This window comes from Rhodococcus cercidiphylli, assembly GCF_033042225.1.
Taxonomy (GTDB): Bacteria; Actinomycetota; Actinomycetes; order Mycobacteriales; family Mycobacteriaceae; genus Rhodococcoides.
In genome coordinates this window covers 176143-193628 of the sequence record NZ_JAWLKE010000007.1, presented here as the reverse complement: position 1 = coordinate 193628, position 17486 = coordinate 176143, and the positions used below count along the sequence as shown (strand labels likewise).

Sequence of the window (17486 nt, the reverse complement as noted above, 5' to 3'; positions counted from 1 at the left end):
GTCAGTTGTCCTTGCTCGAGATCGGGGAGCCCGAGAGCCGAGCGACACCGCGGTACAGCGCCGAATGATCGAGTCCGCCATCGCCGTTGGCGCGAGCGGAGGCCATCAGCTGCGCCAACACGGCGCCCATCGGGATCACGACGCCCGCTTCACGTGCAGCGGAGGTGACGATGCCGAGATCCTTGTGGTGCAGGTCGATACGGAAGCCGGGCTCGAACGAGCGGTCCAGCATCTTCTGCGCCTTCTGGTTGAGCACGGCCGAACCGGCGAGGCCTCCGCCGAGAACCTCGACCGACGCTGCCAGATCGACGCCGTAGGCCTCGAGGAACGCGATCGCCTCGGCCAGCACCTGAATGTTGCCGGCCACGATCAGCTGGTTGGCTGCCTTGACCGTCTGCCCGGAGCCACTGGGCCCCACGTGCGCGACGGTCTTGCCCACGACGTCGAGAATCGGCTTGGCCGTGGCGAAGTCGTCCGCGCTGCCACCGACCATGATCGACAGGGTCGCGTTCTCGGCACCGGCCTGGCCACCGGAGACCGGGGCATCGAGGATACGGAAGCCGCGTGAGATCGCGTCGGCAGCCAACGTGGCGGTGACGTCGGGACGGATGCTGGAGAAGTCGATGATCAGAGCGTCGCGTCGAGCATTGTCGAACACCCCGCCCTCACCGGCGAGAACCTCCTGCACATCCGGAGAATCGGGGACCATGATCGCGATGACGTCCGCGTCATGAACGGCCTTGGCGATGGAATCGGCTGCGGTGCCGCCCGCCTCGACCAAAGGACCTGTGCGATCGGGGGTCAGGTTGTAGCCGACCACCTGATGGCCCGCCTTGGCGAGATGAACGGACATGGGACTGCCCATGATTCCGAGGCCGATGAATGCAATGGTGCTCATGAGAAATCCCTACTTGGTAGTGGTGGCCAGTTCGAGCCACGCGAACGGATCCGGCTGGGTGGCTTTGTATTCGAGTCCGACGTAACCGTCGTAACCCCGTTCGGCGAGGCCGGCGAGTTGTCCGCCGAGGTCGAGTGAGCCGGTACCCGGTTCTCCGCGGCCCGGTGAGTCGGCGATCTGCACGTGCCCGATCAGATCGTGGTGGGCATCGAGCGCCGCGGGCACGTCGTCTCCGTTGACGGCGAGGTGGTACAGGTCGGCAAGCAGACGCAGGTTGTGTACGTCCTGCTCACGCGCGACGCGGCGGATGGTGGCGACGGCACCGGCAGCAGACTTGATCGGGTAGGCGGGCGCGCCGCTGACGGGTTCCACCAGCACGACGGCACCGATCCTCGCTGCGGCCTTCCCTGCTGCCGCCAGGTTCTCGATCGCGACCTCGTCCTGGTCGAGCGGGTCGACGCCGTCGATGCGATTTCCGTAGAGGGCGTTGAACGCTGTGGTGCCGAGTTGTTCGCCGATGCCGACCGTGGCGTCGATGTTGTCGCGGAACGCCTGCTTCTGCGCTGGATCGGACAGAATCCCGCGATCGCCTGAGGGCATATCGCCGGCGGCGAAGTTCAGTCCAGTCAGCTGCACCCCGGCATCACGGATGGAAGACACGAACGCGGTGACATCGGCGTCGGACGGCACCGGATTCGTGAACGGCCACCAGAATTCGACGGCATCGAAGCCGGCATCGCGGGCTCGCCGCGGTCGATCGAGCAGCGGAACATCGGTGAAGAGAATGGAACAGTTGACGGTGTAGTGGAGCCGAGAGTCAGCGAAAGTGTTCATGCAGGGTGCCTTTCAGTTCTGAGGTTGCGGTAGTCCGCGGTAGCGACGCCAACTGCCGGCATAGGTGATGTCGGTCAGCTCGTCCGGTTGCGCATCGAGCACCCCTGGCCGCAGGCCGACGCCCAGGACGGAGCGCCCGTCCTCGAGCGCCACCACGGTGAGCTCGAGCTCCGGCGGTTCGTCCGGCAGGAACGCCGTCCGGATGTCGTCGAGAGGAATGTCGTAGAGCTCGCCTTCGATGGCCGCGCCGGCAGTGTGATCGAGCAACAGCGCCGGGAATTCGTCCCGTACCGAGAAGAAGCGGTAATTCGGGGTGGTGCGCACCGTCCCCACGAACGGGTGGGACGAGACGTTGTGGTGCAGGCTGCCGCCACGCATCGCACCACCGTTGCAGAAGAGCTCCGTCATGAAGTCGTTCCTCTCGGGCTCGATGGGTCGGACTCAAAGTCCGTATTGTGGAATAGCTATTCCGTTTAATGAACCGAGTGTGGCGTGCGCCACGTGGATCTGTCAAGACCCGAGTGCACGGTCCGCGCGACCGAAGTGCCCAATACCGCAGTGCAGCAACGCCGAACGGATCGACGTGGATGCCTCGAGATCGACCCTTGACACTGCATGTGATCGGTGTCACGCTCACTTGGTGGAATCAACATTTCGTATTGCGGAATCGGATACAGTCGTCGACTTGAACACGGCCTCCGAGGCCGACGCGGCACGCACACTCTCGCTGTGCCTCGACGTGCCTCGCTGGGTGCAGGAAGTTCTGAGCGCCCGACCGTTCACCGACGTGCAGGCCCTGCGCCACGCCATCCATCGCGCTGCGGCACCCCTGACAGCCGAGGAAGTGCACCGCGCACTCGCCGTACATCCGCGTATCGGCGAGACACCCGACGGCGACGACGCCGGCGCTCGGCACGCGAGTAACGAGCAATCCGGCGTCGACATCTCCGACGCGACCGTCGAACAGCGGCTGAGAGCAGGAAATCTGGCCTACGAGAACCAGTTCGGGCAGGTGTTTCTGATCAGGGCCGCCGGCCGGGATGCCCACGCAGTTCTCGACGCTCTGCACAGCAGGCTCGACAACGACCCCGAGACCGAGGCCGTCGTCGTCGAACACGAGCTGCGGGAGATCGCCGAGATTCGTGCGACAGGAAGTCTCGGCGATGCCTGACGCGAAGAGTCATGTGACCGCTCACGTGCTCGATGCAGCGAGAGGCGTTCCTGCGCAGGGGGTCTCGATCGTGCTTGCCGATCACCACGACACCCCGGTCGCCGATGCAATCACCGATGAGCAGGGCCGGGTCTCGTCGCTCGGTCCCGCCGAACTCGAACCGGGCATCTACCGCCTCACCTTCGCAACCGGCGCGTACTTCGCGTCCCAACACACCGAATGCTTCCACCCGGAGGTCGTCGTCACCTTCGAGATCACCGCACCCGATCAGCACTACCACATCCCACTTCTGTTGAGCCCGTTCGCTTTCACCACCTATCGAGGGAGCTAGAACCCATGACCATCGTGCTCGGAGCAAACCAGTACGGCAAAGCCGAATGCAGACTCGTCCGGATCGACCGCGAGACTCCTCGCCACCGCATCACCGACGTCAGCGTCACCTCGCAGCTGCGCGGCGACCTCGAGGCCGTCCACACCGAGGGCGACAACGCCCACGTCGTCGCGACCGACACCCAGAAGAACACCGTGTACGCCTTCGCACGGGACGGCATCGGCGCGATCGAGAACTTCGCACTTCGTCTCGGGAAGCACTTCACCGGCAATTTCGACTGGATCACCGGTGGACGCTGGGAGATCGAGCAGTACCAGTGGTCGCGTATCGCAAACGGTGAAGACGGCTACGACCACTCGTTCGTCAAGGCCGGCGACGAGAAGCGGAACACGATCGTCACGATCGACGGAGAAGACATCTCCATCGTCTCGGGCATCAGCGACCTCGTGGTGCTCAATTCGACGGCGTCGGAATTCTGGGGCTACCCGAAGGACCGGTACACCACACTGAAGGAGACCACGGACCGGATCCTGGCCACGTCGGTCAGCGCCCGCTGGCGGTACCTCACCACCGAGCTGGACTTCGACAAGACCTTCGACGACGTTCGTTCCATCATGCTCGACGCCTTTGCGTCCACTCACTCTCTTGCGTTGCAGCAGAGCCTGTTCCAGATGGGTAAGCAGGTTCTCGAAGCCCACCCGGAGATCGGCGAGATCAAGTTCTCGATGCCCAACATCCATCACTTCCTCGTCGACCTCGAGCCGTTCGGACTCGACAACCCCGGTGAGGTCTTCTACGTCGCGGATCGTCCCTACGGCCTGATCGAGGCCACGGTGGAACGCGACGATGCCCCGGACGCAGGCCGCGCCTGGGATACCGTGCCCGGATTCTGCTAGGAGCGAGCCGACATGAAGCTGACGAAACGCGCGTCGACCAAGACCCATGCGCCGCACGACCCCGCCCGTCCCGAGGACGAGCGGTTGTCGATCGGTAGGTCGTACGTCTATGGATTGCAGCACATCCTGACGATGTACGGCGGAGTCATCGCACCGCCCCTGATCGTGGGCGGCGCAGCGGGACTGACCGGAACCGAGATCGCGCTGCTGGTCTCGGCCGCGTTGTTCGTCAGCGGAGCGGCCACCTTGCTGCAAACCCTTGGAGTGCCGTACTTCGGGGCGAAGTTGCCGCTGGTGCAGGGTATTTCGTTCGCATCGGTGTCGACGATGGTGGCCATCGCGAGCGGGCCGGGTGGCTTGAACTCGGTGTTCGGTGCCATCATCGCTGCCGGTGCCATCGGCATCCTCATCACCCCGTTCTTCAGCAAGATCGTGCGATTCTTCCCACCGGTGGTGACCGGCACGATCATCACCGTCATCGGTATATCGCTACTGCCCGTTGCGGTTCGGTGGGCGATGGGCGGTGATCAGCAGGCCGCCGACTGGGGCTCGATGTCCAACATCGGGCTCGCGGCCTTCAGCCTCGTGGTGGTGCTGCTGGTGAGCAGGCTGGTGCAGGGCACGCTCTCGCGCTTGTCGATCCTGATCGGCATCATCGTCGGCACGCTGTTCGCCGTTCTCGTCGGCAAGGCCGATTTCTCCGGAGTGGGCGACGGTGCCATCTTCAGCCTCCCCGAGCCGTTCGCGTTCGGAGCCCCGACTTTCCAGATCGCAGCGATCCTGTCGATGGTGGTGGTCATTCTCGTCATCATGACCGAGACCACCGCGGACATCCTGGCCGTGGGCGAGATCGTCGGTACCGATGTCGATGCTCGACGCGTCGGCGACGGGCTGCGAGCGGACATGGTCGCCACCACCATCGCTCCCGTGTTCGGCACCTTCCCGGCCAGTGCGTTCGCCCAGAACGTCGGTCTGGTGGCGGTCACCGGAATCAAGAGTCGCTACGTCGTCGCGGCCGGCGGCTCGGTACTGCTGTTCCTCGGGCTCTTCCCCGTCCTCGGACTGGTGGTCGCCTCGGTGCCGCTGCCGGTACTCGGCGGTGCGGGCATCGTGCTGTTCGGCTCGGTGGCGGCCAGCGGCATCCGGACGCTGTCCAAGGTGGAGTTCGACGGCAACCTGAACCTCGTCATCGTGGCGGTGGCCATCGGCTTCGGCGTCATCCCCATCGCGGTGCCGGGCTTCTACGCGGCGTTCCCGGACTGGGTCCACGTGGTGCTCGACTCCGGCATCAGCGCCGCGAGCATCGTCGCCGTCCTGCTGAACATCGCCTTCAACGTCGTCACGATCGGGCAGAAACCCTCGCCCTCGGTGGTCACCGCTGCACCGCCGGTGGCGACGCGGCATCACCAGTAGTGTTCTATCGAGATCGGTAGAAGCTACGAGCATGCGAGGTGGGACTGTGGCGGCAGGTGGCGGGGTGCAGTCCGTGGAGCGTGCGTTCGAGCTGCTCGACATCATGGCTGCCTCGGGCGGATCCATCGGGATCAGCGAACTGGCCGAGGGTACCGATCTGCCGATGCCGACGGTGCACCGTCTGATCGGAACCCTCGTCTCGCTCGGCTACGTCCGCCGGCTGCCGTCCCGCCGATACGCACTGGGCACCAAGCTCATTCGTCTGGGCGACAGCGCCTCGAAGTTGATCGGAGGATGGGCCAAGCCGTATCTGGCGGAACTGGTCCGGATCACGCACGAGACGTCGAACATGGCGTTTCTCGAGGACGACATGGCGGTGTACGTCGCGCAGGTCCCGTCCGAACACGCGATGCGGATGTTCAACGAGGTGGGTCAGCGCGTGTTGCCGCATTCCACCGGCGTCGGCAAGGCGCTGCTCTCGCAGTTGGACGACGACGCTGTCCGAGCGATCGTCGGCCGCCTCGGCATGGCTCCCCGCACCGTCAACACCATCACCACGCTCGACGCGTTGCTCGAAGACCTCGCGGTGATCCGCGAACGCGGCTATGCCATCGACGACGGTGAGCAGGAAGTCGGCGTCCGCTGCTTCGCCGTACCGGTACTCGGTGCCCCGACCCTCACGGCGATGTCGATCGCCGGACCGACAGCACGCGTCACCCTCGAATCGGCCGAGCAGTTCGTGCCCCTGCTGATCTCGGCCGCCGAGCGACTGGCGAAAGACCTCGCGAGCAACAACCCAGCGTCTTGATGTTGCAGCGTCTCAATCCCGCAACACTTTCGCATCACGCGCGAAGGACTGCACTTCCTCGGTCAACCACACGTGCGCCGGAACAGCGCCACCGAGAAGCTCCCGAGCCAGCGACGACGAATCCCCGATCGGCACATCGCTGCCGGCGATGATGATGTTGCCGTAGCGCCTGCCCTTGAGCATCGCCGGATCCGCGACGATCGCGAGGTGCGGAAAGACACTGCGAAGAGTCGACGCCTCCTGCTTCGCGAGCGACAGATCCCGGCGGTCACCGCAGTTGACGACATACATGCCGCCAGGGGAGAGGACGCGTCGAACATGCTCGGTGAACTCGGCCGTGAGCAGCGGGGCCGGAGTTGTTGCTCCCGCGAATACATCTCGCACGATGAGGTCGCGACTGTTCTCGTTCAGCGTCTCGGTGACCGCCCGAGCTTCGCCGACGCGGATGCGCAGCAGCGGTGCTCGTGGCAGGTCGAACCATTCGCGCACGAGTTCCGAAAGCTTGCCGTCGAGCTCCACCACCACCTGACGCGCCCCGGGATATTCCGCGGTGAACGAGCGCGCCAGGGTGCACGCCCCGCCCCCGAGGTGCAGCGCACGCAGAGGAAACGTTGAATCCCACTGCGCCCGAACCAGTCCCGAGATCCACCGCATGTACTCGAATTCGAGCACCGTGGGGTCGTTCATGTCGATGTGCGAACTCGGGACGTCGTTGACGTTGACGACCCACCCGTCGTCCGAGAACGCGTCACGGACCAATTCACAGGTGCCCGAATCGATTTCGAACACTCCGGGTTGCAGGGAGCCGGCCGGTGCCGAGGCCCGCTTCCTACCCACGTCGGCCCTCGAGTCGGAAGTCCTCGAAATCGAATCCCGGGGTGACGGTGCATCTGACCAGGCTCGGTTCGTTGCCCACCGGCCGAGCGCGCTGCCACACCGATGGTGGCACGATCTGCTGCGGAGATTCCGGCCCGACCAGCAGCGAAGTCACTTCACCCGGCTCGTCCCCTGCGCCGCCGAGATCGAGTTGCACCGGACTTCCGCGGTGATACAGCCACATCTCGGTGCCGCGAACGGTGTGCCACGCCGACTGCTGACCTGGCATGAGCAGGAACAGGATTGCCGTGCCTGCCGCGCGCGGGCCGGGATAACCGTCGGGCAGAGATGTCTGTGGAATCGTGACCTCGCTGCGCCAGGTCTCCCGGAACCAACCACCCTCGGGGTGGGGTGCGAGGTCGAGGCGCAGGGCCCAGTCGGGCAACGATGTCATGCACGCAACCCTAGTCAGTCCATGGAGACAGTCAGTCCGTGGCGACCTGAACCCGGAACCTGTCGCGCTCGGTGTGCAGACTCCACAGCTGCTCGGCGAGTGCCTCGGGGCTCTTCTTCGGATCCTTGCCGTCGATGGCGCCACCGATGATCAACTGCGACACCTGGATTCCCTCGCCGGCCAGCTCCTCGTTGAGCAGCTGCGCGTAGGCGGCTTGGCCTGCGAACGCGATGGACGTGCCGGTGACCGTACGCCCGGGCTTCACCGCAGAGCCGCCGTTGACGAACAGAATCGTGCCCTTGTTCTCGCCGAGGAACCGCATGCCCGGCAACACCTGGTGGACGGCGGCGATCGGTCCATAGATGGAGAACTCGACCGGCCCGACCATGTCCGCCGGGGTGGTCTCGAGCACGGGTCGCATGAAGTCCTTCTGCGGCAGCGGGCTGTACTGCAGTACCTCGATGGGACCGAGTGTCTCGGTGACCTGCTCCAGCGCCGACGCGATCGAGGCCGGGTCGCGCACATCGGCGACGAATCCCTTCGCGGAGATACCGTCGGCAGCGAGCTGATCGGCGAGCGCGTCGACACGGGACTGATTACGAGAGATGAGGCCGACCGAGAAGCCCTGCGCGCCGAACTTGCGCGCGACTGCTGCTCCGAGACCTGCACCTGCTCCGACTATTGCTATCGATGTCATGTCGAATGCAAGGACCGAGGCTCGAAGACTATTCCGACGACCGTCTCGAGCAGGGCCTCCGCAGTCCGATGCAACGCGGTGAGATCCCCGGTCCAGCCGAGTACCCGCAGAGCGGCCTCGGCGATTCCGGCCGCGTCCGCCGTCGCGTCCCGGCGGCCGTTCTCCCGATCGGCTCGCGCGTTCACCACGGTCTCCACCAGGCGAAACGGTAGGTCCTCGGTACCCGGCCTGCGCTCGGAATCGAGCTGGACCAACGTGTCCGACGCAATGTCCGCATACAGGCTCATCAGCGTGTACCGATGGTCGCGGAAGGTTTCGAAGCGCTCGCTGCGCAGTTCGGGCAGTAGATAGAGCGCGCCGAGATTCCAGGTGGACGCACCGAGCTGTCCGGCGTCGAAGTAGGCCAGTGCGTACATCTGGGTCGCCGCCTCGGCTCCCGACTGCCGAATGCGCAGCGCGACGGCCAGCGGCGCATCGACCGTGCCGCTGAGCAGCGCGTCGAGTATGTCGTCCTTGGTGGCGAAGTGGTGATAGAGCGAGGCCTGACGCAAACCGACGGCGTCGGCGATGACGCGGGTGGAGGTATTGGTGAATCCGCGAGTGGTGAAGAGCTCGGCCGAGGCGTCGAGAATTTCCTCGCGAGCGGTGTCGCCCGGCCGCTTCTTCGTGCTCAGCCTTGGCCTGCCTGCTCCGGTCATGACTGCATCTTGTCAGGTCGACGTGACGGTGAGATTTCTGTCATCTGATCGAAATAGACGAAACGAGGTTGTTTCACGACGGACACCGCCAGGGAACGGCGGTGCCGAAAACTATCAACTGACAGAAACCCGCCTCGGCGATGCAGCGGGCGGTCACTCACCACCCACCTCGCCCGTAGGAGACTTCCATGAGCTCGACAACACTGCCGGCCCCGGGCTCGGGTTCGGAACCCTCGCCCACCACCGACCATTCCGATCTGGCTTCCCTCGGCTACGACCAGCAGCTGCACCGCAGCCTCGGCAAGTACGCGTCCTTCGCCGCCGGCTTCTCGTTCGTCTCGATTCTCACCACCATCTTCCAGCTCTTCGGACTCGGCTTCAGCTTCGGTGGCCCGGCCTTCTTCCTCACCTGGCCGCTCGTGTTTCTCGGGCAGTTCATGGTGGCCCTGAACTTCGCCGAACTCGCTGCCCGCTATCCCATCTCGGGCGCGATCTACCACTGGTCCAGGCGTATGGGCGGTGAGCTGGTCGGGTGGTTCGCCGGCTGGTTCATGATCATCGCGCAGATCGTCACCGCCTCCGCCGCCGCGATCGCACTGCAGGTCGTCCTCCCCAGCATCTGGGGCGGCTTCCAGCTGATCGGCGAGGACACCGCACTCACCTCGCCGAGCGGAGCCGCGAATGCCGTTGTGCTGGGCTCGATTCTGCTGGTGCTCACCACCACGATCAACTGCATCGGCGTGAACTGGATGTCGCGCATCAACAGCATCGGCGTCACCTGCGAGATCGTCGGCGTCATCGCGCTGGTGCTGGTGTTCTTCACCCACGCCGAGCGCGGACCACAGGTGGTGTTCGATACCGGAAGTGCCGGAGCAGATCCCGGCTACATCGGTGCCTGGATCGTCTCGGGCCTGATGGCGGCCTACGTCATGGTCGGCTTCGGCTCGGCAGGCGAACTCGCCGAGGAAACCCGCAATCCCCGACGCGTCGCGCCGCGCACCATCCGTCTGGCTCTCTCCGCATCGGCACTGGGCGGTGGCCTGATGATCGTCGGCGCACTGATGGCCGCACCGAGCCTCACCGACGGTCAGCTCGCAACGCAGGGGCTTCCGTACGTCATCGACTCGATCCTCACCTCACCGTGGGGCAAGGTACTGCTGGTCGACGTCGCCATCGCGGTGTTCATCTGCACCCTCGCCATCCAGACCGCGGCATCGCGGCTGATGTTCTCCATGGCCCGCGACGGACGCCTGCCCGCCTCGACGGCTCTCGCGAAGGTCAACTCGCGCACCGGAACTCCCATCGCACCCTCGGTCCTGATCGGTCTGGCCTGCGTGGCGATCCTGGCCGTCAACGTCGGCAACTCCGCGATCTTCACCACGCTCTCCAGCGTCTGCATCGTGCTGATCTACCTCGCGTACATGATGGTCACCGTCCCGCTGCTGATCCAGCGACTCAAGGGCTGGCCGCACGGCGGCGTGCAGCACGACTCCGACGGCCAGAAGCTCTTCACCCTCGGACGCCTCGGCCTGCCGGTCAACATCGCCGCAGTTCTCTACGGCGGCCTGATGGTGGTCAACCTGTCGTGGCCGCGGGCCGAGATCTTCGACCCCACCGGCGAATTCCCACTGCTGCGCTGGGCCGCACCCCTGACCGTCCTGGCCGTGATCGTCGTAGGTATCGCCTGCCTACCCCGCGGCAAAGCCCACCCCAAGCCCGTCACGATCGGAGCCTGAACCAGCATGACCACGGCAACTGCAACGACCCACTCCGCCAAGGAACACGCACGCTCCCAGGCGACGGTCGCACCGGCACCCACTGCACCGGAGGGCATCTCGGAGCTCACCTGGGCAGAATCGGTCCCCGGCGGCAGCTACACCACCAAGGTCCTCGCTCGCGGAACCCGGCTACGCCTCGTCGACGTCGACGGTGATGCCTGCGCCAATCTGCTGCTCTACCGCGCCGACGCCCCGTGGGAGCGACTCAACACCGCCGACACCGTCAAGGTGCCGTGGCAGGCGTATCTGAGTGCCGGCCATCCTCTGCTCTCGGATCAGGGGCGCGTTCTGGCGACCATCGTCGACGACACCTCCGGCCACCACGACGCCCTGTGCGGCACCACCTCCACCGCTACCAACACCGCGAAATACGGAGTCAGCGGACCACATTCGTCGGCTCCCGCAGGCCGCGAACTGTTCACCCTGGCCGCGGCGAAGCACGGACTGGAACCACGCGACGTCGCACCGTCCCTGTCCTTCTTTCACGGCGTGAGAGTCGACGCCGACGGGGCTCTTGTCGGCACCGGCTCGGCGGGAGCGGGCAAGTCGGTGGATCTGCTGATCCACCTGCCGGTGATCGTGTTGCTGGCCAACACCGCTCACCCGCTAGACCCGAGGTCCGAGTACCCCACCACGGCCCTCGACGTGCTGGCGTGGCGAGCACCCGAGGAACTACTCACCCTCGACAACACCGAACCGGAATACCAGCGCGCAGTACAGAACACCGAGAACGCATGGAAGGCAGCGCAATGACCGCCAGCACCCTCGAGACCACGATCGTTCGTGACGAGATCGCCCCCGCATTCGGCCCGTGGTCCGCCGTCGTCGAAGCCGGTGACGTACTGACGATCGTCGATCTGTACGGCAATCAAGCCGTCGACACCCTGATGTACGGCGCGCACGATCACTCGATCCGTTACTCCGCCCCCGCCACCGTCACCGCTCAGCAGAACCTGTTCCTGACCACCGGAACCGTTCTGCGCAGCGATGATTCGACACCGATCATGACGATCGTCGACGACGAGGTCGGCAACCACGACACCGTCGGCGGTGCGTGCTCCAAGGAATCGAACACTCTGCGCTACGGCCACCACACCCAGCATCAGCACGCGTGCGTCGAGAACTTCCTCATCGAGGGATCCAAGTGGGGACTCGGCAAACGGGACCTGGTGCCCAACATCAACTTCTTCATGAACGTCCCCGTCGACGCCGACGGCACGCTCGGCATCGTCGACGGTCTGTCGGCTCCCGGCAAGAAGCTCTCCTTGCGTGCCGAGATCGACACGCTGGTCCTGGTGTCCAACTGCCCGCAGATCAACAACCCCTGCAACGGATTCGACCCCACCGCGGTGCGGATGATCGTGACGCGAGAGCCGGGCGGTCGAGCATGAACGCGACCAAGATGACCGTCCAGCGACCCGGCATGATCACCACCGTGCAGGACTGGCCGGGTCGCATCGGGTACTGGAAGGTGGGCGTACCGCCGTCGGGGCCGATGGACGACCTGTCGTTCCGGCTCGGCAACGTCGCGCTCGGCAATCCCGAGGGTGCCCCGGGTCTCGAATCCACCATGGCCGGGCCGGCATTGACGTTCGACGCCGACACCTACGTCTGCGTCACCGGTGCAGCGGTACCGGTGCGCATCGACGGCCGATCGGCCGCGCAGTGGAAGCCGGTGCTGGTTCCCGCCGGCGCCACCCTCGATGTCGGCACCACCACCGGGCACGGGCTACGGGTCTACGTTCTGATCCAGGGCAGCCTCGACGTCGACGACTATCTCGGCAGCGCAGCAACGTTCACTCTCGGTAAGTTCGGCGGACATCGCGGCGGCACCCTCGGCGAGGGCGACGTCATCGGCCTGGCCGGACGCTCGGACAACTCCGAGATCCTCGGTCCGATACCGATGGAACACCTGCCGGTGCTGACGTCGAACTGGGACATCGCCGTCACCGAGGGCCCCCACGGCGCGCCGGAGTTCTTCACCCGCGAGGACATCGACACCCTCTACGCCACCCGCTACGAGGTGCACTTCAACTCCGATCGCACCGGGGTCCGGCTCATCGGGCCGAAGCCGCAGTGGGCCAGGACCGACGGCGGCGAAGCCGGACTGCACCCGTCCAACATTCACGACAACGCCTACAGCGTCGGCGCACTGGACTTCACCGGCGACACCCCGATCCTGCTCGGACCGGACGGCCCGAGTCTGGGCGGATTCGTCTGCCCCGTCACCGTTGTCGCCGCCGAGCGGTGGAAGCTCGGCCAGCTCCGCCCCGGGGACACCATCCGCTTTGTACCGGTGCGAGCCGCGGCCACCGCGCCGTTGGGATCACTGAGACTCGCTCGGCGCGCTTCTCTGCCTGCAGTGTTCTCCGCCGGCGGCGACGGGGACGACGGCGTCCTCGCTCGACGCGACGCCGACACGTGCGTCACCTACCGGCGCTCGGGAGACGACAACGTCCTCGTCGAGTACGGCGACATGAAACTCGACCTGGCCCTGCGTGCGCGAGTCCACGCCCTGCACCAGCGCGTCGAGGCACTCGCCCCGCGCGGGTTGGTGGACCTGACCCCGGGCATCCGCTCGTTGCAGGTGAAGGTGAATCCCGATGTGCTGTCCATCGATTCGTTGATGGGTCTGCTGTCCGAGGTCGAGGACGATCTTCCCGCGGCCTCGGAGCTCGTGGTTCCCAGCCGCCGGGTTCGGCTCCCGCTCTCGTGGGACGACCCCTCGACCCGGGAAGCGATCCAGAGATACATGCACGGTGTGCGCGCCGACGCTCCGTGGTGCCCCTGGAACATCGAGTTCATTCGGCGCATGAACGGACTCGACTCGGTGGCAGACGTGTTCGACACCGTCTTCGCCGCCGACTACATGGTGCTCGGACTCGGTGACGTCTATCTGGGCGCTCCGGTGGCGACACCACTCGATCCGCGACACCGCCTGGTGACAACCAAGTACAACCCGGCGCGAACCTGGACGCCGGAGAACGCCGTCGGCATCGGTGGGGCATACCTGTGCATCTACGGCATGGAGGGTCCAGGCGGATACCAGTTCGTGGGTCGAACCACGCAGGTGTGGAACCACAGCGCCGCCTACAGTGACGGCCCATTCGAGGAGGGCACCCCGTGGTTGCTCCGGTTCTTCGACCGAATCTCCTGGTACTCGGTCGAACCCGAGGAACTGATGGATCTGCGCGCAGATCTGGCAGCCGGCCGCGGCGGCGGCGTGGACATCACCGACGGTGAATTCTCGCTGGCCGAGCACGAGACCTTCCTCGAGACCAACGCGGACTCCATCGCCGAGTTCCGCGCGACGCAAGCCGTTGCCTTCGGTGCCGAGCGCGATGCGTGGTCGGCAGCAGGCGAATTCGATACGACGAAGGGCAAGACCGATGCAGCCTGAAGTGCGAGAGCGAGTTCTGCAGGCCTACAAGCGAATCGCCGAGGTGGATCGGCCCGAGGTCTGGATCACCCTGCGTGACGAGAACGACGTGCTGGCCGAGGCAGTCGCCCTCGAGGAGGCGCTCGCGGCCGGTGCCGATCTACCGCTCGCCGGCACACTGGTCGCGGTCAAGGACAACATCGACGTGGCCGGTCTGCACACCACCGCGGCCTGCCCCGAGTTCGCCTACACCCCTTCGGCCTCTGCTGTCGCCATCGAGCGACTGACCAGCCAGGGCGCACTGATACTGGGCAAGACCAACCTCGACCAGTTCGCCACCGGATTGGTCGGCACTCGCAGCCCCTACGGCGCGGTGCGGTGCGCCTGGAATCCAACGCTGGTCTCGGGAGGCTCGAGTTCCGGGTCCGCCGTTGCGGTGGCACTGGGCATCGCGGACATCGGAATCGGCACCGACACAGCAGGATCGGGTCGAGTACCCGCAGCCTTCCACGGAATCGTGGGCATCAAGACCTCACTGGGCATCGTGCCGAACACCGGTGTCGTTCCCGCCTGCGCCGACTACGACTGCGTCACCGTTCTCGCCCGTGATCTCGCCGGTGCCACTGCGGCCATGAAAGTCATGGCCGGTCCGACTGCCACCGATTCCCGCAGCCGGGCCTGGCCCGCCGACGTCCGACTGGCCGCATCCCCGCAGCCCCGTGTGGCCGTCCCACGAGGTGAGGATCTGACGTCGCTCAGCCCGGCGTACCGTCGGGCATTCGAGGAGACGATCGCCGGCCTGGCCGACAAGGGCATGTCCCACGCCGAGGTGGACATCTCGGCGCTGCTCGACGCGGCGACACTGCTGTACGACGGAGCGATTGTGGCGCAGCGCTATTCGGCCGTCGGGGAGTTCCTCGACACCGCGCCCGCCGGTGCCGATCCCACGGTGGCCGCGATCGTCCGCTCGGCAGCAGGGCCGTCCGCGCACCGATACGTGGATGATCTCGATGTCCTGGCACGAGCGAAGACAGCAGCCCGCACGCTCCTCAGCGAGTTCGACGGCCTGCTGTTACCCACCACCACCGAACATCCCACTATTGCAGCCGTGCAGTCGGATCCGATGAGCATCAACCGGCGACTGGGTACGTTCACCAACTTCTGCAACCTGCTCGACATGGCCGCAGTCGCCGTTCCCGGAGCTCCGACGGCGGACGGCACTCCGTTCGGGGTCATGGTCGTCGTACCCGCGTTCGAGGATCAGATCGCAATCGACCTGGCCGCACAGTTGAGCGGAATCGAGTCACCGTCGTTGATCGACGACGGCATCGAGGTACTGGCCGTCGGCGCACATCTGCGCGGTTTTCCGGTGCATCACCAGTTGACCGATCGCGGTGCGCGATTCAGCGGCGAGGTGACGACCACGGCGGACTACCGGCTGGTGGATTTGCACACCACCCCGCCCAAACCCGGCCTGATACGGCGGGCAGGCGACGGCGCTCCCATCTCCGGAGAGCTCTATCGCATGTCCGCTGCGGCGCTCGGGACCTTCCTCGCCGGGCTCCCGTCACCGATGGGTCTGGGTCCGGTCGAATTGTCCGACGGTCGCTGGGTCACCGGATTCTGCTGTGCGCATGACGCGGCCGAGGCGGGAACCGACATCACCGAATTCGGCGGCTGGCGCGCGTACAGAGCTCACGCCGGGACCGGTTTGCCCCCATCGGTCGCCACTCGCACCGCGAGCAGCCCGAGCACCGTGCCCATGACGTAGCGCTGCACCCGCAGCCATGTCGGGCGAACGGCGAGGAACTGCGCGATCGATCCGGCGAGCACCACGATCGCCAGGTTGACCGCTACGGCCACGGCGATCTGCACCCCGCCGAGCGTGAATCCCTGCAGCAGAATGTGTCCCGCTGCAGGGTCGACGAACTGCGGGATGACCGAGATGTACATGATCGCGATCTTCGGATTCAGCAGGTTGGTCACCAAGCCCATCGTGAACAGCCGGCGGTTCGAATCCTGTTGCAGCTCGGTCGGTTCGAATGCGGACACCGTCCCGCGCACGGCCTGCACCGCCAACCAGGCTAGGTAGGCCGCGCCGGCGAGCTTGACTGCCGTGTACAGGGCGGGCACGGCCGTGAACACCGCGGCCAGGCCGAGATTGGTGGCCGTCAGATAGATCAGGAATCCGATCGCGACGCCGGCCAGCGATACCAGTCCCGCCCGTCGGCCCTGCGAAATGCTGCGCGAGACAAGGTAGATCATGTTCGGCCCCGGCGTCAGAACCAACGCGAGAGCCACTGCGAACACACCGAGAACTGCGGAGTACGAGACCATGCGGTCAAGACTTCACGTCTACCGGCCTGCAGGAGAAGAGCCAGTTACGGTGTCGTGGTTCCCTTATCCGGCACGCACTGCCGAGGCCACCGCGGCACCGATCGCCGCCATTCCCGCCGCCGTCGGATGCAGGGGTGCCGCAGGATTCTGCGGGACGACCCCCTCGAAGTACCGCTGATCGGCAGCCACGCACACGTCGTGGCCGACACTCAGCGCCTCGGTGTCGACGAACTCTGCACCGTGTTCGTCCGCCTGCTGCTTCAGTGCCTCGTTCATGGCGGTGATGCTGCCCTGGATGTAGTCAGCGTCCGCCGGCAGCATCGGTTGCGTGGGGAAGCAGCCACCGTCGGGCAGATAGGTGCCGTAACCGACCACCAGAATCCGCGCGTCGGGCGCACGGTCGGCCACCGCGTCGAGCATCGCTCCCCAGCTCGGTGCAGCGTCCTCGATGGCCGCGGCCACGGAGTCGACGCCCCCCGCGGTGAGACGGTCCTTGCAGACGTTGGTGGCCGACGACGCCGTGAAGGTCAGGCAGCCCACGGCCGTCGACACCAGGCCGATGTCGTTGCCGCCGATCGTGACGGTCACCAGATCGGTGTCGGCGCTCAGCGCATCGAGTTGCACGGGCACCTCGCCGCTGGATGTTCCCTGCGCAGTGGAGACGATGTTCTCGGTGACCGCACCAGAGCAGGTGACGTCGACGAACGAGCCGACTGCCAAGTCCTCGGCGAGTACGTGCGGATAGTTGGAATCGGACTGCTGACATCCCGGTGCGCCGACCTGATCGGGGATCCGCGGGCCCGATGCGGCCGAGTCACCCAGCGCGACGTAATTCAGCGGAACGGACGCGTCCGACGACCGAGCAGGCGCTTCCGACACCGAAGAGTCCGACGAACAGCCCGCCAGTACGCAGGCGGACACAGCAAGACCGACGAGAATTCCCTGGCTCCTCACAGCTTCGACGCTACAGATGCCG

Annotated in this window: 19 protein-coding genes; 10 read left to right on the top strand and 9 right to left on the bottom strand. The window is 65.7% G+C overall.

Going from position 1 to position 17486, the window contains the following annotated elements:
- Nucleotide 1: 1 nt before the first annotated feature.
- Genes R3P95_RS19180 through R3P95_RS19170 form a run of 3 tightly spaced genes read right to left on the bottom strand, consistent with a single transcriptional unit; the run spans nt 2 to nt 2140 of the window.
- Nucleotides 2–898 (bottom strand): 2-hydroxy-3-oxopropionate reductase, encoded by an 897-nt coding sequence (locus tag R3P95_RS19180; protein WP_283347189.1) that lies wholly within the window; start codon nt 896–898, stop codon nt 2–4.
- Between the two features lie 9 nt (nt 899–907).
- Nucleotides 908–1732, bottom strand: a complete 825-nt coding sequence (locus tag R3P95_RS19175) for a hydroxypyruvate isomerase family protein (RefSeq protein ID WP_317549179.1) — start codon at nt 1730–1732, stop codon at nt 908–910.
- A gap of 12 nt (nt 1733–1744) precedes the next feature.
- The gene (locus tag R3P95_RS19170; protein WP_032385160.1) at nt 1745–2140 is read right to left on the bottom strand and encodes an allophanate hydrolase-related protein; all 396 of its coding nucleotides are present in this window, start codon (nt 2138–2140) and stop codon (nt 1745–1747) included.
- Between the two features lie 277 nt (nt 2141–2417).
- Between R3P95_RS19170 and uraD the strand changes: the two genes are divergently transcribed.
- Genes uraD through R3P95_RS19145 form a run of 5 tightly spaced genes read left to right on the top strand, consistent with a single transcriptional unit; the run spans nt 2418 to nt 6351 of the window.
- On the top strand, nt 2418–2903 hold the full coding sequence (gene uraD / locus R3P95_RS19165) for a 2-oxo-4-hydroxy-4-carboxy-5-ureidoimidazoline decarboxylase (protein ID WP_317549178.1): 486 nt from the start codon (nt 2418–2420) through the stop codon (nt 2901–2903).
- A complete protein-coding gene (uraH, locus tag R3P95_RS19160; protein WP_317549177.1) occupies nt 2896–3234 on the top strand; it encodes a hydroxyisourate hydrolase in 339 nt (112 codons plus the stop codon). Before uraD ends, uraH begins: the two co-directional genes overlap by 8 nt.
- Before the next feature lie 5 nt (nt 3235–3239).
- Nucleotides 3240–4130, top strand: a complete 891-nt coding sequence (gene pucL, locus R3P95_RS19155) for a factor-independent urate hydroxylase (RefSeq protein WP_283347185.1) — start codon at nt 3240–3242, stop codon at nt 4128–4130.
- 12 nt (nt 4131–4142) lie between these two features.
- Entirely contained in the window at nt 4143–5543 is a 1401-nt protein-coding gene (locus tag R3P95_RS19150) for a nucleobase:cation symporter-2 family protein (protein ID WP_317549176.1), read from the top strand.
- A gap of 31 nt (nt 5544–5574) precedes the next feature.
- Complete coding sequence (locus R3P95_RS19145) at nt 5575–6351, top strand: IclR family transcriptional regulator (RefSeq protein WP_317549175.1); 777 nt, start codon at nt 5575–5577, stop codon at nt 6349–6351.
- Nucleotides 6352–6363: 12 nt separating this feature from the next.
- On the opposite strand, the gene R3P95_RS19140 is transcribed toward R3P95_RS19145, so the two are convergent.
- The 4 genes from R3P95_RS19140 to R3P95_RS19125 are packed head-to-tail and all read right to left on the bottom strand — an operon-like array spanning nt 6364 to nt 9016.
- Nucleotides 6364–7188: a spermidine synthase gene (locus R3P95_RS19140; protein ID WP_317549174.1), complete on the bottom strand. Its 825-nt coding sequence runs from the start codon at nt 7186–7188 to the stop codon at nt 6364–6366.
- Nucleotides 7181–7621: a cupin domain-containing protein gene (locus R3P95_RS19135; protein ID WP_317549173.1), complete on the bottom strand. Its 441-nt coding sequence runs from the start codon at nt 7619–7621 to the stop codon at nt 7181–7183. Before R3P95_RS19135 ends, R3P95_RS19140 begins: the two co-directional genes overlap by 8 nt.
- A 31-nt stretch (nt 7622–7652) precedes the next feature.
- The gene (locus tag R3P95_RS19130; RefSeq protein WP_317549172.1) at nt 7653–8318 is read right to left on the bottom strand and encodes an SDR family NAD(P)-dependent oxidoreductase; all 666 of its coding nucleotides are present in this window, start codon (nt 8316–8318) and stop codon (nt 7653–7655) included.
- Entirely contained in the window at nt 8315–9016 is a 702-nt protein-coding gene (locus R3P95_RS19125) for a TetR/AcrR family transcriptional regulator (RefSeq protein WP_283347180.1), read from the bottom strand. The genes R3P95_RS19130 and R3P95_RS19125 overlap by 4 nt, the downstream gene beginning before the upstream one ends.
- 188 nt (nt 9017–9204) lie before the next feature.
- Between R3P95_RS19125 and R3P95_RS19120 the strand changes: the two genes are divergently transcribed.
- Genes R3P95_RS19120 through atzF form a run of 5 tightly spaced genes read left to right on the top strand, consistent with a single transcriptional unit; the run spans nt 9205 to nt 15944 of the window.
- The gene (locus R3P95_RS19120) at nt 9205–10752 is read left to right on the top strand and encodes an amino acid permease (protein WP_068049473.1); all 1548 of its coding nucleotides are present in this window, start codon (nt 9205–9207) and stop codon (nt 10750–10752) included.
- 6 nt (nt 10753–10758) lie between these two features.
- Complete coding sequence (locus tag R3P95_RS19115) at nt 10759–11547, top strand: urea amidolyase associated protein UAAP1 (RefSeq protein ID WP_317549171.1); 789 nt, start codon at nt 10759–10761, stop codon at nt 11545–11547.
- Entirely contained in the window at nt 11544–12185 is a 642-nt protein-coding gene (locus tag R3P95_RS19110) for an urea amidolyase associated protein UAAP2 (RefSeq protein WP_149406791.1), read from the top strand. The genes R3P95_RS19115 and R3P95_RS19110 overlap by 4 nt, the downstream gene beginning before the upstream one ends.
- On the top strand, nt 12182–14194 hold the full coding sequence (locus tag R3P95_RS19105; RefSeq protein WP_317549170.1) for a 5-oxoprolinase/urea amidolyase family protein: 2013 nt from the start codon (nt 12182–12184) through the stop codon (nt 14192–14194). Before R3P95_RS19110 ends, R3P95_RS19105 begins: the two co-directional genes overlap by 4 nt.
- Complete coding sequence (atzF, locus tag R3P95_RS19100; RefSeq protein WP_317549169.1) at nt 14184–15944, top strand: allophanate hydrolase; 1761 nt, start codon at nt 14184–14186, stop codon at nt 15942–15944. The genes R3P95_RS19105 and atzF overlap by 11 nt, the downstream gene beginning before the upstream one ends.
- Here the strand turns inward: atzF and R3P95_RS19095 are convergent.
- Together R3P95_RS19095 and R3P95_RS19090 are read right to left on the bottom strand one after the other, a co-directional pair.
- On the bottom strand, nt 15869–16510 hold the full coding sequence (locus tag R3P95_RS19095) for a LysE family translocator (protein ID WP_317549168.1): 642 nt from the start codon (nt 16508–16510) through the stop codon (nt 15869–15871). The two genes, atzF and R3P95_RS19095, sit on opposite strands and share 76 nt — an antisense overlap.
- Nucleotides 16511–16573: 63 nt before the next feature.
- Nucleotides 16574–17464: an SGNH/GDSL hydrolase family protein gene (locus tag R3P95_RS19090; RefSeq protein ID WP_317549167.1), complete on the bottom strand. Its 891-nt coding sequence runs from the start codon at nt 17462–17464 to the stop codon at nt 16574–16576.
- Nucleotides 17465–17486 lie beyond the last annotated feature (22 nt).